We start from the raw sequence: 15,193 nt of genomic DNA, 5'->3' as shown, positions 1-15,193 counted from the left end.
CCGGGAGGGGCCTGGGGCACCCATGTGCGCGATACCGCGCCCGATCTTGGGAACCCGTGGAGGGTGACCGTGCCGGACGGCGACCGGCGGCACGGTGGGACCGAAGGTGCGAAGGCAGCGATCCAGGGCAGTCGCATGACGTCCAGGCAGACCGCCCGGAGCCGCAGAAGGGATGAACACCGTGACACGACCCAGGATCCTGGTGGTCGGCGCAGGCTTCGCCGGCGTGGAGTGCGTCCGCCGTCTGGAACGCAGGCTCTCCCCCAGCGAGGCCGACATCACTCTGGTGACGCCGTTCTCCTACCAGCTCTATCTGCCGCTGCTGCCACAGGTCGCCTCGGGGGTGCTGACGCCCCAGTCGGTCGCCCTCTCCCTGCGCCGCAGCACGAAGTACCGCACCCGGATCATCCCGGGCGGGGCCATCGGCGTGGACCTGAGGTCCAAGGTCTGCGTCATCCGCACCATCACCGACCGCATCGTCGACGAGCCGTACGACTACATCGTGCTGGCCCCCGGCAGCGTCACCCGGACGTTCGACATCCCGGGCCTGACGGACCACGCCTTCGGCATGAAGACGCTCGCCGAGGCCGCCTACATCCGCGACCACGTCATCTCCCAGCTGGACCTGGCCGACGCCAGCGACGATCCGGCGGAGCGCGCCTCGCGGCTGCAGTTCGTGGTGGTCGGCGGCGGGTACGCCGGCACCGAGACGGCCGCCTGCCTGCAGCGCCTGACGCACGCCGCCGTCCAGCGCTACCCCAGGCTGGACCCGTCGCTGATCAAGTGGCATCTGATCGACATCGCGCCCAAGCTGATGCCGGAGCTGGGCGACAGGCTGGGCCGCAGCGCCCAGGAGGACCTGCGCCGCCGGGGCATCGAGATCTCCCTGGGGGTGTCCATCGCCAAGGCCGGCCCGGAGGAGGTCACCTTCACCGACGGCCGGGTGGTGCCCACCCGCACACTGATCTGGACCGCGGGCGTGGTGGCGAGCCCGCTGATCGCCACTCTCGGCGCGGACACGGTCAAGGGGCGCCTCGCGGTGACCGCCGAGATGTGCCTGCCCGGCTACGACGGGGTGTTCGCGCTCGGCGACTCCGCGGCCGTACCGGACCTGGCCAAGGGCGACGGAGCCGTCTGCCCGCCGACCGCGCAGCACGCCACGCGGCAGGGCAAGCAGGTCGCCGAGAACCTCATCGCGACCCTGCGCAACCAGCCCATGCGGCCGTACGAGCACAAGGACCTGGGCCTGGTCGTCGACCTGGGCGGCAAGGACGCGGTCGCCAAGCCCCTTGGCCTGGAACTGCACGGGCTGCCCGCCCAGGCGGTGACCCGGGGCTACCACCTGGGGGCGCTGCGCACCAACGTCGCCAAGATCAGGGTCGGGACGAGCTGGCTGCTCAACGCGGTCGCCGGGGACGATTTCGTCCGCACCGGATTCCAGGCCCGCAAACCCGCCAAGCTGAAGGACTTCGAGTACACCGACTCGTACATGACGCCCGACCAGGTGCGGGAGTACGTCGCGCGGGAACACTCCGGGCGGCTTTGACACCGCGCGGGACCCATCCCGCCGGGGACGGCCGGGCCGCGAAGGGGCGGTCCGGCCGCGGCGTGCCATGCTGGGCGAGCGGATCACGACGCAGGACGGGAGTGTACGGCGGCGTGGGAGCAGCACAGGTGCCGGTCTGGGTGCGGCTGCGGGATCGTATCGCGGCATCCGATCCCGGCCTGCTGAGGCTGGCCGCAGGGTCGCGGACGGCGGGTTCGCTCGCGCTGACGCTGGCCGTGCTCGGCGTGCTGCGCGTGCCCGTGACGCATCTGGTGGCCGGGGCGCTCTCGTCGATGGTGGCCACCTTCGCCATCCGCGAGAAGCAGCGTCGGCGGCAGGCCGTCACGCTCGCCCTCGGCCTTCCGGTGGCGCTGGCGTCCCTGTCGCTCGGCGCGCTGCTCAACCCGTACGTCGTGGCCGGGGACGTCTTCTTCGTCGTCCTGATCTTCTGCGCCGTCTACAGCCGCCGGTTCGGTGACCGGGGCAACGCGCTGGGGCTGATCGGCTTCCAGGTCTACTTCATGTCGCTGTTCGTCGGTGCCACGGCGCCGACGCTGCCCGGGCTGTACGGCGTCATCGCGATCGCGTTCGCCTGCAGCGCGCTGGTCCGGTTCGTGATCGTGTACGAGACGCCGGCGGGCATTCTGCAGCGGCTGCGCGAGGCGTTCCGGGCACGTCTGGCCCAGCTGGTGAGCGCCCAGTTGGAGCTGCTGGACGCCGGCCCGGACGAGGTGGAGAAGGTCCTGGAGGCGGTGCGCGAGGGCACGGCCCGGCTGCACGAGACGGCCATGATGATCCAGTCCCGGCTTCAGGAGGGCGCCTCCGACGAGGCCGTGGCCCGGCTGGTGCAGCGGCGGATCGCGGACGCCGAGCTCGCCGCCGAGCGGCTGGGACTGCTCCTGCTGAACGCCCGCAGCGCCGAACGGGCGAACACGCTCACCCTCCACCTGCCCGGCGCGCCCGTCCCCTCGGGCGGCCGGCTGCCGGTGCGGGGCGATGCGACCGAGACGCTGCGCCGCGACCTGCGGGCGCTGGCGATGCTCGTACTGCGGCCCGTCGGGGAGGGCGGCGGGACCGCCATGTCCCACGTGCGCAACCGGCTCCTGGGCTATCGCGACGAGGAGAACCTGCCGCCCGCCTCGCCGGCCGTGCAGGACGTCTTCCGCGGTATCGGCGAGGCCGCCCGCGCGGTGCTGGGCCTGAGGATCGCGCTGGACGAGCCGCAGGACGAGTCCGACGACGCGCCCGCGACGGTCCGCTCCCGCGAGGAGCTGGACGCCGAGAACGCCGCCATCGCGGGCGCCGAGGAGGCCGAACGGGAGGAGCAGGCCCCGACCGGACTGGAACGGCCCACCACGCGCGCGGCCGTGCAGGTCTCGGTGGGTTCGGCGCTGGCCATCGTCGGCGGCGAGTTCCTCTCCGGCCAGCGCTGGTACTGGGCGGTGCTGACCTGCTGGATCGTCTTCATCAACACCTCCTCCACGGGCGAGATCCTGGTCAAGGGCTATCGCCGCCTGGTGGGCACCGTGCTCGGCGTGGTGGCCGGCATCGTGCTGGCGGGGCTGATCGGGCCGTACACGTGGCCGGCGCTGGGCCTTGTGCTGGTGTTCGTCTTCCTGATGTTCTACACGGCCCCGCTGTCGTACACGCTGATGTCCTTCTTCGTCACCGCGGCACTGGGGCTGCTGTACACGCTGATGCACACGTACAGCGCGGCGACGCTGGTGCTGCGCGTACAGGAGACGGCGCTCGGCGCGGCCTGCGGGATCATCGCGGCGGCGCTGGTGCTGCCGGTGCACACCCACCGCCGTACGGACGAGCTGCTCGTCACGGTGCTGGACCGGCTGGCCGACGTCGCCGACTCCGCCGTCGAGCAGCTCAGCGGCGCGCCGACGGCCGATCTGCTCGACCGGGCGCGCGACCTGGACAAGGCGCTCGGTGACCTGCGGGGGGCCACCCAGCCGCTGACGCATCCGATCACGCCGATGCGGGCGCGGCGCAACACCGTCCAGTACGTCGTGGCGCTCCTGGAGACCTGTGCCTATCACGCCAGGTCGCTGGCGGCGACCGCCGAACTGCTGCCCGCCCACCCGTCGATCGCCGGGGATCCCCGGCTGCGCCAGGCCTGCGCCCGGATCACCCGCAACATCGCGACGATCAGCGCACACCTGACCGGCGAGCACACCACCACCGAGGTCGAACGAGGCCCGAGCATCGCCTCCCTGCTGGACTCGGAGGGGACACCCGGCACCTCCCGGTACGGCCGCGTCACCGACCGGGTGCTACGGCATCTGCAACGCCTGGACGAGGCGGTCGTGGGCCTGGCCCGCCCACTGGGCGTTCCGGTGCCGGCGCCCACGCGGTGACGCGCACCTGGCCACGTGCCGGGTGGCCGGGCGGGGTGCGCCGCGGGAGCGGGCCTGCCGGGACACAGGCCGGAGCGGGACGCGTGCCGTGCCGGCTCAGGCCGGCTGGAGTCGGAGGGGAACCCGGCGCCCACCGGTACGACCACGTCACCGACCGGATGCCAGGACATCCGCAGCGCCTGCACGAGGCGGTCGTGGGCATGGGCCGCCCACTCGGCATTCCGGTGCCGGGACCCACGCGGCGACGCACACCGCCGGCCCTGGCCGCATGCCGGGCCGGCCGGGCCCCAGGCGGGGCGCATCACGGGAAGCCGCCGGGCCGAGACACAGACCGGACCAGGACACCAGCCAGACGGACATACCGGGCCGGCACCGGCAACCCCGCGTGCCGCCGAGCCCGGGCGGAGTGCATCGCGGAAAGCCGCCCGCCCGAGACACAGACCGGACCAGGACACCAGCCAGACGGACATACCGGGCCGGCACCGGCAACCCCGCGTGCCGCCGAGCCCAGGCGGAGTGCATCGCGGAAAGCCGCCCGCCCGAGACACAGACCGGACCAGGACACCAGCCGGACCGACATGCCAAACCGGCACCGGCAACCCCGCGTGCCGCCGAGCCCGGGCGGAGTGCATCGCGGGAAGCCGCCCGGCCGGGAGGCAGGTGGGAGCGGGGCGCGTGCCGTGCCGGTTCAGGTCGGCACGCCCTGCCGGGACGGGCCGCGGAGTGGTGCGGTCAGAAGTCGGTGGGCATGTCGCTGGCTTCGGCGATTCCGCGCAGTTCCTCGGTCTCCCGGTGGCGGTCGCGGATGTAGTCGGCGATCTCGGTGAGGCGTGCCGGGTCGGCGGCGGTCGCGGCGTCGGTGACCACCCGGACCGGGCCGGTCTCCTCGATGTCGAGGACGACCAGCTCGTTGTCCAGCCGGCCGGTGACCGCGGTGGCGATGACCAGGGCGGCCTCGTCGCGTATCTCCTGGGGCAGGCCCTGCGCGTGGGCGCCCTCCAGTGGGAGGTCCGCGGAGGGCACGCCCTGTTCCTCGATCGCCCGCAGAACGGGGTCGACGACGCCCAGCAACAGCTCGTAGTCCTCCTCGGGCATGCGGACGCGGAGCAGGTCGAGGTACACCTCCACGGCCCTGCCGTCGGACGGAAGCTCGTCTTCGTTCATCCGCTCCGTGTTCCCCGCGCGGGCGAGCTCAGACGCAGGGCGCGCCGGAGACCGCGGCTCACGCGGCACCGCCCGCACCCCGAGGCGGGCTCAGACCCGGCGCCAGCGGGCCAGGGCGAAGGAGAACAGGCCGAAGAGTACGAAGCCGACCGCGACCAGTGCCAGCAGCCAGGGGCCGAGCGGGGCGTCGGCGAAGGAGCGGAGGGTGTCGTCCAGTCCCTTGGCCCGCTCGGGCCGGTAGTCGACGGCGGCCCGCACCACGAAGACCCCCGCCACGGCGAACACCAGGGCGCGGGCCACGCCCCCGCCGACCCCGGTCACGTCCACCAGGTGGCGCATCCTCGGCGACATCGCCCCCGACTTGAGCTCGTCGTGGTAGCGGCGCCGCAGCGCCTGCACTCCGATCCACACGCCCATCACGACGATCCCGACGCCCACCGCGCCGACCAGCCACTGACCGGCGGGCACGGTCATGGCCCGGGCCGTCAGGTCACGGGACTGCGCGTCGCCGGACCGGCTGCCGCCGCCGGAGCCCGCCGCGAAGCACAGCACGGACCAGGCCACGCAGACGTAGAAGACGCAGCGGGCCAGCGAGGCCAGCCGCTTGCGGGGCTTGCGGCCGTCCGGGCCCGTGGTGCCCCACACCGCCTCGGACAGCTGCCACACCGCCATGCCGGACAGCCCGATGCCCAGCGCCCACAGCAGCACGGCCCCGAACGGCTCGTCCCCGAGCGCGGCGAGCGCACCGCCGCGGTCCGCCTGCCGCGTACCGTCGCCGAAGGCGATCCGCAGCGCCAGCACGCCCACCAGCAGGTAGATCGCACCCCACGCGACCAGTCCCGCCCGCGCGGCTCCCTCGATCACCGATCCCTTCGCGACCCGCCGGACCCGCGTCCGTTCAGGGCGGGCCATGGCACTCGTGTCCATCTCCACCTCCGGCCATGCGGATGCCCCGGGCGCCCGGCTCCACACACGAGCTGCCCGTACGCGCCTGGTGCGCATACGGGCAGCTCGTGCCTGTGGGCGTCCGTCAGACCGTCAGCGGGGCGGCTCCGGCGGGCGCGAGCATGCGGTGGGCGGTCCGCAGGGCGAGGTTCACGTCGCGGGTCCCGGTCGACACGCACAGCGTGTACGCCAGGTCCCGCGCCCGCGCGCTCTCGGCCGGCGCCGTCCCGTAGGCGGCGATGAGCTTACGCAGGAACTCGGGGTGGGGCATCAGCACTCGGTATCGCTCTCCTGTCGGTTGTCAGACGGCCGCCGGCCGCGGTCCGCCTCCGCGGCGGTTGGTCCGCTCGGCCAGCACCTCGTTGCGTACGCGGGCGCAGCTGCGGCTGATGAGCCGGGAGACGTGCATCTGGGAGATACCGAGCCGGTCCGCGATGCGACTTTGTGTCATGTCCTCAAAGAAGCGCATGTAGAGAATGGCGCGTTCGCGTTCGGGAAGCCTGCGCAGTCCTTCCTTGGCGGACTCCCGGTCGACCACGACGTCGTACGAGGAGTCCGAGGCGCCGAGGGTGTCCACGAGGCTGTACCCGTCGCCGCCGGTGGACATCTCGGCGTCCAGGGACAGGGTGCTGAAGCTGTCGAGGGCCTCCATCCCGGTGTTGACCTCGTCCTCGGTCAGCCCGGTGTGCGCGGCGATGGCGGCGGCCGAGGGCTCGGGGCTGCCGGGGTTCTGGGTGAGCTCGCGGCGCGCCACGCGCACCTTGTTGCGCAGTTCCTGCACCCGGCGCGGCACCCGGAGCGCCCACATCCGGTCCCGGAAGTGCCGCTTGACCTCGCCGGTGATGGTCGGCACGGCGTAGCTCTCGAAGGCCCCGCGGTCCGGGTCGAACCGGTCGATGGCCTTGACCAGGCCCAGCGCCGCCACCTGCCGCAGGTCCTCGATCGACTCGCCGCGGTCGCGGAAGCGGCCGGCGATGCGGTGCGCCATGGGCAGCCACGCGGTCACGAGTTCGTCGCGGACGGCCTCCCGGTCCGGCCCGTCCTCCAGAGCGGCCAGGCGCCTGAAGAGGGCGGCGGTGTCGGGGGCGTCGTCGTGCGGCCGCCGGGCGGGAGCGGCCTGGTCCTCGGGGGTGTCGGCACGGCTTGTCGACCTGTCAATGAGCATGCGGGATCGCTCCTGGACATGGGGGTTTCAGGGACTTACCGCGGAAGGTGTGATGCCGCCCGGTCACCCGGAGGGCCTACCGGGGCAGCAGTGTCGCTCCCGCTGACGCGCCTCCGGTCCGAAGCACGAGATTCCGTCTGCCCGGCGGCGGAGGGGACAAACTCCGCTTCCCGGAATTCTTTGCACCGGGCAAGTTGCGGGAAGCCGCCGGCGGTGTGCGGCCAGGGCGGAGGCAGGGTGGCTCAGGACAGCGGCACCACTGCGCTGATGCACTTGCCACCGGATGGCAGGTCGCAGACCTGGACGTCACGGGCCAGCCGGCACACGATCGGCCAGCCCCGCCCGCCGACCCGGCGCCGGCCCTCGCGGTCCACGGGCGGCCGGACCACCGGCAGCCGGTCGCTGCGGTCGCTCACGCAGACCCGCACACCGCACCCGACGAGGTCGACGTGGAAGCCGGTCACGCCGCCGCCGTGCAGGATCGCGTTGGTGGTGAGCTCCGAGGCGACGAGCTGGGCGTCGGAGAGGGCGTGCACGTCACACGGGGTGCGGCGCGCACGGCAGCATTCGTCGATCGCGCGTTCCACCGCCCGGCGGGCGTCGGCCGGTTGGCACGGCCGGGACTGCCCGGAGCCGTCCGCGGCACACGGCACCTCGACGACGGGGGTGGTCCAGTGCTTCTCGCACATTCTCCTCGCTCCCTGGGTGGTGAAGAAGGAAGCCGGACCCGGCGGGAGACCCGCGCCTGTGCGGCGTCGCGGGTCCTCCCAGTCCGGCTAGCCTCGGCACGCCCCGCCAAACCTCCACATCGGCGGCACACGGGAGGGCCATCACAGTGCGCCCGAGCGGGTAGGGGGAGGACATGACCGAAGTCGTGGACTCAGACGAGCTGTTGCGGCGCATCCAGCGCGCCAGGACCTGCGCGGTGGAGGAGGAGCACCGATGGCAGGACCGCCGCGACACCCTCGGGGCGACCGATCCGGACGCCGCGCGCGAAGCGGCCGTGCGGGTCATGACGTACGAGACCGTGCTGCGGGTGCTGGACGAGATCCTCACCCCGGGCAGGCACGCCGAACAGGGCTGACCGGCGCCCGCGGGCCGCGGCGGCGCGGCGCGTACCGGCCGGCGGCCGGGGTACCCGCGCCTCCATGTCTGTGGACCACACCCGAGCACCGGTTCTGGAAGCACTTGTCGACTACCGCCGCGTGGGCAGGCTGTCCTTCACGCCTCCCGGGCACAAGCAGGCCCGCGGCGCCGATCCCGCGGTGCGCGAGGTGCTGGGCGACGCGGTCTTCCTGGGGGACGTACTGGCCTCGGGCGGCCTGGACGACCGGCTCACCCGGGGCCGGGTGCTGGAGCGCGCCGAGGAGCTGATGGCGGACGCCGTCCACGCCGAGCACACGTTCTTCACCACCTGCGGCAGCTCCCTGTCCGTGAAGGCGGCGATGCTGGCCGTCGCGGGCCCGCACGAGAAGCTGCTGATCGGCCGGGACGCCCACAAGTCGGTCGCGTCCGGTCTGATCCTGTCCGGCATCGAACCCGTCTGGGTGGAGCCCCGCTGGGACGCCGGGCGGCATATCGCCCATCCGCCGTCGTCCGCGGAGTTCGAGCAGGCCTTCGACGCCCACCCGGACGCCAAGGGCGCGCTGATCACCAGCCCCACCCCGTACGGGGCCTGCGCGGACCTGCCGTCGGTGGCCGAGGTCTGCCACCGGCGCGGGGTGCCGCTGGTCGTGGACGAGGCATGGGGCGCGCACCTGCCCTTCCACCCGGACCTGCCGTCCTGGGCGATGGACGCAGGCGCCGACATCTGCGTGACCAGCATCCACAAGATGGGCAGCGGCCTCGAACAGGGATCCGTCTTCCATCTGGGCGGCGACCTCGTCCCGCCCGCGCTGCTGAAGATGCGCGCGGACCTGCTGGGCAGCACCAGCCCGTCGGTGCTGATCTACGCCGGTCTGGACGGCTGGCGCCGGCAGATGGCCCTGCGCGGGCAGGAGGTCATGGGCGGCGCGCTGAAGCTGGCGGCCGAGGTGCGCTCGGCGATCGAGGAGATCGACGGGATGCACGTCAACGACCGCGACGACTTCTGCGGCCCCGGCCTGGCCGACGACTTCGACCCCCTGCCCGTCGTCATCGACGTCACCGGGCTCGGGGTCACCGGCTACCAGGCGGCCGACTGGCTGCGGGAACACCGCGGCGTCGACGCCCATCTGACGGACCATCGCCGCATCGGCGTGCAGATCACCCACGGCGACGACCACGAGACGATCCAGGAGTTGCCGGCCGCGCTGAAGAGCCTGGCCGGCGCCGCGCCGGACCTCCCCCCCGCCCCGCGGGTGGACGTGCCCGAGCCGTCCGCGCTGCGCATGGGGCAGGCGCGGCTGCCGCGGGACGCGTTCTTCGGTCCCACCGAGGACGTACCGGTGGCCGAGGCCGCCGGGCGGATCGCCGCGGAGACGATCACACCGTACCCGCCGGGGATCCCGGCCGTTCTGCCGGGCGAGCGACTGACAAGGGCGGTGCTCCGCTACCTGACGACAGGCCTTGCGGCCGGAATGAACCTCCCGGACGCCAGTGATCCCGAACTGGAGAGGGTCAGGGTGGTCGCGGGTGACGCCGGGTGACCGGTGGAGTGAGTCCGATCACGTGAACGGGTCCCGGCTGCGTGAATCGAACCGAGATAGTTTACGGTTCATCCATACGCGGCGGACGGGGTCGACCCGAGGCGTCCCCCGTACGCCGCCGCAAACGGCCCTGGCTGGCTTCCCCCGTCCAGCCAGGGCTTTTTCACGCTCGCCCGCTTCATTCCGGTAGACGCCGGTTCGTACGGTCCGATCCGGGTACTGGCACTTCTCGTGATGCGCACTGTGCTCTTCGGCCCGGGAGTGCTCGCCGCGGACGCGGCCCGCCGGGTGTCGGAGGGCGATCTGGCGGCGGCGCGGGCGCAGATGGGCTTCTCGCTCGCCTGGCACATCATCGTGGCCTGCCTCGGCGTCGGGCTGCCGGCGCTGACGCTGCTGGCCGAGTGGTACGGCATCCGCACCGGCAATCCGGCCCACCGGCTGCTGGCCCGCCGGTGGGCGCGCGCCATGGGCGTGCTGTTCGCGGTGGGCGCCGTCTCCGGGACCATCCTCAGCTTCGAGATGGGGCTGCTGTGGCCGGGGCTGATGGGCAGGTTCGGCCAGGTGATCGGGCTGCCGTTCGCCCTGGAGGGCATCGCCTTCTTCCTCGAGGCGATCTTCCTCGGCATCTATCTGTACGCCTGGGACCGGCTGCCGCCCCGCCGCCATCTGCTGACCGGCGTCCCCATCGTGATCGCGGGCACCGTGTCGGCGTTCTTCGTGGTGTGCGCCAACGCCTGGATGAACCAGCCGCGCGGCTTCACCCTGCGCGACGGAGGGGTCGTCCACGTCGACCCGTGGGCGGCGATGCTCAACCCGGCCAGCCCGCCGCAGACCGTGCACATGATCCTGGCGGCCTTCATGGTGGCCTCGTTCCTGGCGGCCTCCGTGTACGCGGTGGCCCTGCTGCGCGGGCGCCGCGACGCCTACCACCGGGCGGGGTTCTTCATCCCTTTCACGCTGGGGGCGATCGCGACTCCGTTCCAGATCGTCGTCGGTGACTGGGCAGCGCGATTCCTGGCCGACTACCAGCCGACCAAGCTCGCCGCGGCCGAGGGCGTGTACCGGACCGGCTCGCACGTCCCGCTGACCCTCGGCGGCGTGACGGGCGACCACGGGCTGAAGTACGGCCTGGAGATCCCCAACGGCCTGTCCCTGCTGGTCGGCTACTCCCCCGGCACCGTCGTGCGGGGCCTGGACCGCGTGCCGCCCGCTCTGCGGCCGCCGGTCACCGGCGTGCACTGGGCCTTCGACCTGATGGTCGCCGCCGGCTTCTTCCTGCTGCTCATGGGCGTATGGCTGCTGTGGCAGTGGTGGCACCGCCGCCGCACCGGCGGCGAACTGTCCACACCCCGCCTGTTCCTGGCACTGGCCGCTCTGACCGGCCCGGCCGCGGTGGTGGCGCTGGAGTGCGGCTGGAGCGTGACCGAGCTGGGCCGTCAGCCGTGGATCGTGTACGGCGTGATGAGCGTACGGGACGCCGTCAACCCCGCTCCGGGACTGATGACGGGGCTGTGGCTGGTACTGGCGGTGTACGCCGCCATGACCGTGGCCACCGTGTACGTACTGCGCCGTCTGGCCCGGGGCACTCCGGTGCCGCGCGCCCCGCAGGAGGGGGACGTCGCACGGTATCCCGTCGTTTGAACCCTCCCACGACCCTTTGGAGGTGACCGTGCTCACGGACGCGGCGCTCGCCGTGATGTGGGTGGGACTGACCTGCTACGCCCTGTTCGGCGGGGCCGACTTCGGCGCCGGGGTGTGGGACCTGCTGGCCGGCGGCCCCGAGCGCGGGCGGGAGCGGCGCGGGCTGATCGAGCACAGCATCGGGCCGGTGTGGGAGGCCAACCACGTGTGGCTGATCTTCGTGGTGGTGATGTTGTGGTCGGCGTTCTCCCCGGTGTTCGCCGCGGTGATGTCCACGCTGTACATCCCGCTGACCCTGGCGGCGCTCGGCATCATCGCGCGGGGCGCCGCCTTCGCCTTCCGCAAGGCCAGCACCGAACTGTGGCAGCAGCGGCTGTTCGGGGCGTGCTTCGCGCTGTCGTCGCTGCTCACGCCGTTCTTCCTCGGCACGGTCGCGGGCGGTGTCGCCTCAGGGCGTGTCCCGCCGGGCCTCGCCCGGGGCGATGTGGTGACCGGCTGGCTCAATCCGACCTCGCTGCTGGGCGGAGTGCTGGCCGTGGTGACCTGTGCGCACCTTGCGGCGGTGTACCTGTGTGCCGACGCGGACCGCGAGGGGCGGCCCGAACTGGCCGCGGCCTTCGCCCGCGACGCCGTGATCAGCGGGGTGGCGGCGGGCGCCGTGGCGCTGGCGGGCATCGGTGTGCTGCACGCGGACGCCCCGCAGCTGTTCCACGGGCTGACCCACCGGGCGCTGCCCCTGGTGATCCTCAGCGCGGTGGCGGGCCTGACCGGTCTCGCCCTGCTGGCCCGCCGCCGCTTCGTGGCCGCCCGCGGAGCCGCCGCCCTGGCCGTCGCCGCGATCCTGTGGGCCTGGGGTGCGGCCCAGTACCCGGCCATGCTGGTCGGCAGCACCACGGTGTCCCAGGCCGCGGCGAACGGCTCCGTCCTGACGGCGGTCCTGGCCTCGCTGGGCGTCGGCGCGGTGGTGCTGGTGCCCTCGCTGTGGCTGCTGTACGCCACCTTCCAGCGCGGGTCGCCCGAACAGGCCTCGCCGCGGTGAGCGTCAAGTCGCCTCCGCCGAGGTGCCCGAGGCGCTCGCAGCCGCTGAAATGGGCATGAGGCACATGCGCGGAACCAATCGCCGGCGAGGAGCCCCGGGCCATGACCAAAGCGATAAAACTGCTGACCGCCCTCCCCCAGAAGCAGCGCGAACGCCTGATGGAGATCGCGCGGGAGGTCTCCTTCCCCGAGGACGCCAGGATCTTCGAGGCGGGCGGCACGGCCGACCGCTTCTGGGTCATCCGCTCCGGCGACGTACACCTGGACCAGCAGGTGACGCCCACGCGCCGGGTGAAGGTGGCGAGCCTGGGTGCGGGCGACCTGCTCGGCTGGTCCTGGCTGTTCCCGCCGTACCAGTGGGACTTCGGTGCGGAGGCGTTCAGCCCGGTGCGCGCCTACGAGTTCGACGCCTCGGCGGTGCTCGCCCTGTGTGTGGAGGATCCGCTGCTCGGGCTGTCACTGGTGCGCACCGTCGCCGAGGTCCTCGCCCACCGGCTGGAGATGACCCGGGGCAAGCTGCTGGAGCAGTACGAGGTGTCCCGGCGCTCCGCCGGCAGGGGTCAGATCCGGTAGCGGCGCAGCGCCGGTACGGCCGCCGCCAGGACCAGCATCAGGGCGACGACCAGCAGGCCGCCGCCGGTGACGGCCGCGCGGGGGCCGAAGGCCGAGCCGGCCGTGCCGTGCAGCACGTCGGCCAGGCGCGGGCCGCCCGCGACGACGACCGTGAAGACGCCCTGCATCCGGCCGCGCATGTCGTCGGTGGCGGCGGACAGCAGGATGGCGCCGCGGAAGACCATGGAGACCATGTCGGCGATGCCGGCGACCGCGAGGAACGCCACCGCGACCCACAGGCTGCGGCTCAGCCCGAAACCGGCGACGGCCACTCCCCAGGCGGTGACCGCGCCGATCACCATCCAGCCGTGCCGTCGCGCCCGGGAGAAGGTGCCGGAGAACAGCCCGCCGATCACCGCGCCGATGGGAATGGCCGCGAACAGCAGGCCGAGCGCCAGGCCCTCGCCGTAGGAGGCGTACGTCTCGGCGGCGAGCTGCGGGAACAGGGCGCGGGGCATGCCGCAGACCATGGCGATGATGTCGGCGAGGAAGGACAGCAGCAGCACCTTGTGCCCGGAGATGTAGCGGAACCCCGCGGCTATCTCCCGCAGCCCCGCCCGGCGGGCGGCCGGTTCCGTCAGGGGCGGCAGCGGCGGGAGGCGCAGCACCGCCCACACGGTGGCGCACAGGGCCACGGCGTCGATGAGGTACAGCTCGGGCAGCCCGATGACGGGGATGAGCGCGCCGGCCAGCAGCGGTCCGGCGACCAGGCCGGTCTGCATGACGGTCGAGCCGAGGGCGTTGGCGGCGGGCAGTTCCCCGGCCGGGACCAGCCGGGCGATGGAGGCGTTGCGGGCCGGGGCGTTCAGCCCGAAGAAGGCCTGCTGCACGGCGAGCAGCACCATCAGCACCACGACGGAGTCGAGCCGGGCGACGGCCTGCAGCCAGAACAGCAGCGAGGTGACGGCGATGCCGCTGTTGGTGATCAGCAGCAGTTTGCGGCGGTCCATGGTGTCGGCGACCGCGCCGCCCCACAGCGCGAACACGACCATCGGCAGCAGACCGGCGAGGCTGGCGTAGCCGACCCAGGCGGAGGAGCCCGTGATGTCGTAGATCTGCTTGGGCACGGCGACGGCGGTGAGCTGGCTGCCGACCGCGGTGACGATGGTCGAGGACCACAGCCGGCGGAAGGCGGGGCGGCGCAGCGGGCGGGTGTCCATGGCCCAGCGGCGCCATCCGTGTCGGCCGACTCTGGAGGGCTCCGGTGCGTCGGTGTCGTCAGGGTGCGGCGGGGTGCTGCTGTCGGTGCTCTCGCTGGTGTCCACGGGTTTCCTGGTTGGTCAGTACATCTATCGGTGGGGGATTCACTATCTCAGCACCGGCTGTGCCCTCGGCCCCCCTGGTTCCGGCCCTGTCCGCGCGCAGGCGCTCCAGCTGGGCCGCCGCGCTGTCCAGGAGCATGCCCAGGGCGGTCGGGTAGGCGCTGGTGACCATGCGGGTGGCGAGCAGAGGTGCCGCCTCGGCGATGCGCGGGTGGGTGGCGGCGGGCAGGCGGGCGTACGTGGAGCGCCACATCGCCTCGTCGGCGCGCAGAGCGGTGCTCGGCAGGGCCAGGGATGCGGCGTCGAGGGCGGCGAAGGCCAGGGTCTGGTCGACGAAGGCGTGGTAGATCCGCACGGTGTCCGGCAGCGGGAAGCCGGCCCTGCGCAGCACGTCCAGGACGGCCTCGTCGGCGGCCAGCTCGTTGGCCCGGCCGGTGACGCGGTTGGCGGTCACCAGCGCGGCCTGCGGGTGGGCGACGTAGGCGGAGTGGATGCGCAGGCCCACCTCGCGCAGATCGGCCCGCCAGTCGCCGGTGGCCTGCCAGCCGTGCAGCGCCCGGCCGATGAGGGCGTCGCCGATGGCCAGGGTGAGATCGTCCATGCCGCGGAAGTACCGGTACAGGGTGCTCGGGTCGCAGTCGAGCGCCAGGCCGAGCCGGCGGGCGGTGAGCCCCGTGCTGCCGTGTTCGCGCAGCAGGCGCAGCGCGGTGTCGACGATCAGGTGCTCGGACAGCACGGTGCCGCTCCGGGTGGGGCGGCGGCGCCGTCGCTTCTCCTCGGGAACCACCGGCTTGGGCATGGGGCCTCCCCGCTCTTATGCCAACGCC

Annotated in this window: 13 protein-coding genes and 1 pseudogene; 7 read left to right on the top strand and 7 right to left on the bottom strand. The window is 73.0% G+C overall.

Annotated elements, in window-relative coordinates; all coding sequences use genetic code 11:
• Positions 1–172 precede the first annotated feature (172 nt).
• The gene (locus ACX25U_RS34340) at positions 173–1,546 is read left to right on the top strand and encodes an NAD(P)/FAD-dependent oxidoreductase (protein WP_454385859.1); all 1,374 of its coding nucleotides are present in this window, start codon (positions 173–175) and stop codon (positions 1,544–1,546) included.
• A gap of 113 nt (positions 1,547–1,659) precedes the next feature.
• Entirely contained in the window at positions 1,660–3,912 is a 2,253-nt protein-coding gene (locus ACX25U_RS34335; RefSeq protein ID WP_454385858.1) for an FUSC family protein, read from the top strand.
• Positions 3,913–4,644: 732 nt separating this feature from the next.
• On the opposite strand, the gene ACX25U_RS34330 is transcribed toward ACX25U_RS34335, so the two are convergent.
• The 5 genes from ACX25U_RS34330 to ACX25U_RS34310 all read right to left on the bottom strand — a co-directional run bounded on the left by ACX25U_RS34330 (position 4,645) and on the right by ACX25U_RS34310 (position 7,875).
• Positions 4,645–5,076 (bottom strand): hypothetical protein, encoded by a 432-nt coding sequence (locus ACX25U_RS34330; RefSeq protein ID WP_454385857.1) that lies wholly within the window; start codon positions 5,074–5,076, stop codon positions 4,645–4,647.
• Between the two features lie 90 nt (positions 5,077–5,166).
• Entirely contained in the window at positions 5,167–6,003 is an 837-nt protein-coding gene (locus ACX25U_RS34325; protein WP_454385856.1) for a DUF1206 domain-containing protein, read from the bottom strand.
• A 103-nt stretch (positions 6,004–6,106) separates the two neighbouring features.
• The gene (locus ACX25U_RS34320) at positions 6,107–6,292 is read right to left on the bottom strand and encodes a DUF5133 domain-containing protein (protein ID WP_454385855.1); all 186 of its coding nucleotides are present in this window, start codon (positions 6,290–6,292) and stop codon (positions 6,107–6,109) included.
• Between the two features lie 30 nt (positions 6,293–6,322).
• Positions 6,323–7,186, bottom strand: coding sequence for a SigB/SigF/SigG family RNA polymerase sigma factor (locus ACX25U_RS34315; RefSeq protein WP_454385854.1), 864 nt, complete (start codon positions 7,184–7,186; stop codon positions 6,323–6,325).
• Positions 7,187–7,428: 242 nt separating this feature from the next.
• Positions 7,429–7,875, bottom strand: coding sequence for an ATP-binding protein (locus ACX25U_RS34310; protein WP_454385853.1), 447 nt, complete (start codon positions 7,873–7,875; stop codon positions 7,429–7,431).
• A 173-nt stretch (positions 7,876–8,048) separates the two neighbouring features.
• Here ACX25U_RS34310 and ACX25U_RS34305 point away from each other — a divergent pair, with 173 nt between their 5' ends.
• The 5 genes from ACX25U_RS34305 to ACX25U_RS34285 all read left to right on the top strand — a co-directional run bounded on the left by ACX25U_RS34305 (position 8,049) and on the right by ACX25U_RS34285 (position 13,065).
• Positions 8,049–8,270, top strand: a complete 222-nt coding sequence (locus tag ACX25U_RS34305) for a 3-deoxy-D-manno-octulosonic acid transferase (protein WP_454385852.1) — start codon at positions 8,049–8,051, stop codon at positions 8,268–8,270.
• Between the two features lie 64 nt (positions 8,271–8,334).
• Positions 8,335–9,813, top strand: coding sequence for an aminotransferase class I/II-fold pyridoxal phosphate-dependent enzyme (locus tag ACX25U_RS34300; protein WP_454385851.1), 1,479 nt, complete (start codon positions 8,335–8,337; stop codon positions 9,811–9,813).
• Between the two features lie 234 nt (positions 9,814–10,047).
• Positions 10,048–11,454, top strand: a complete 1,407-nt coding sequence (locus ACX25U_RS34295) for a cytochrome ubiquinol oxidase subunit I (RefSeq protein WP_454385849.1) — start codon at positions 10,048–10,050, stop codon at positions 11,452–11,454.
• A 28-nt stretch (positions 11,455–11,482) separates the two neighbouring features.
• Positions 11,483–12,493, top strand: a complete 1,011-nt coding sequence (locus ACX25U_RS34290; protein WP_454394645.1) for a cytochrome d ubiquinol oxidase subunit II — start codon at positions 11,483–11,485, stop codon at positions 12,491–12,493.
• Between the two features lie 101 nt (positions 12,494–12,594).
• The gene (locus ACX25U_RS34285) at positions 12,595–13,065 is read left to right on the top strand and encodes a cyclic nucleotide-binding domain-containing protein (RefSeq protein WP_454385847.1); all 471 of its coding nucleotides are present in this window, start codon (positions 12,595–12,597) and stop codon (positions 13,063–13,065) included.
• Here ACX25U_RS34285 and ACX25U_RS34280 read toward each other — a convergent pair.
• Together ACX25U_RS34280 and ACX25U_RS34275 are read right to left on the bottom strand one after the other, a co-directional pair.
• Positions 13,053–14,369 (bottom strand): MFS transporter, encoded by a 1,317-nt coding sequence (locus tag ACX25U_RS34280; protein ID WP_454385845.1) that lies wholly within the window; start codon positions 14,367–14,369, stop codon positions 13,053–13,055. The genes ACX25U_RS34285 and ACX25U_RS34280 overlap by 13 nt on opposite strands.
• Before the next feature lie 100 nt (positions 14,370–14,469).
• Positions 14,470–15,165, bottom strand: a pseudogene (locus ACX25U_RS34275) (TetR/AcrR family transcriptional regulator); the annotation flags it as partial.
• Positions 15,166–15,193: the final 28 nt, after the last annotated feature.

This window comes from Streptomyces sp. JNUCC 63 (assembly GCF_054366325.1).
Note: the sequence above shows the minus strand (reverse complement) of the source record. Positions and strands in the feature narration are given on the sequence as shown.

Excerpts from the sequence above, each read along its gene's own strand:
- ACX25U_RS34340 (WP_454385859.1), top strand. The coding sequence starts at position 173 with ATGAACACCGTGACACGACCCAGGATCCTGGTGGTCGGCGCAGGCTTC.
- ACX25U_RS34330 (WP_454385857.1), bottom strand. The coding sequence starts at position 5,076 with ATGAACGAAGACGAGCTTCCGTCCGACGGCAGGGCCGTGGAGGTGTAC.
- ACX25U_RS34325 (WP_454385856.1), bottom strand. The coding sequence starts at position 6,003 with ATGGACACGAGTGCCATGGCCCGCCCTGAACGGACGCGGGTCCGGCGG.
- ACX25U_RS34320 (WP_454385855.1), bottom strand. The coding sequence starts at position 6,292 with ATGCCCCACCCCGAGTTCCTGCGTAAGCTCATCGCCGCCTACGGGACG.
- ACX25U_RS34315 (WP_454385854.1), bottom strand. The coding sequence starts at position 7,186 with ATGCTCATTGACAGGTCGACAAGCCGTGCCGACACCCCCGAGGACCAG.
- ACX25U_RS34310 (WP_454385853.1), bottom strand. The coding sequence starts at position 7,875 with ATGTGCGAGAAGCACTGGACCACCCCCGTCGTCGAGGTGCCGTGTGCC.
- ACX25U_RS34305 (WP_454385852.1), top strand. The coding sequence starts at position 8,049 with ATGACCGAAGTCGTGGACTCAGACGAGCTGTTGCGGCGCATCCAGCGC.
- ACX25U_RS34300 (WP_454385851.1), top strand. The coding sequence starts at position 8,335 with ATGTCTGTGGACCACACCCGAGCACCGGTTCTGGAAGCACTTGTCGAC.
- ACX25U_RS34295 (WP_454385849.1), top strand. The coding sequence starts at position 10,048 with ATGCGCACTGTGCTCTTCGGCCCGGGAGTGCTCGCCGCGGACGCGGCC.
- ACX25U_RS34285 (WP_454385847.1), top strand. The coding sequence starts at position 12,595 with ATGACCAAAGCGATAAAACTGCTGACCGCCCTCCCCCAGAAGCAGCGC.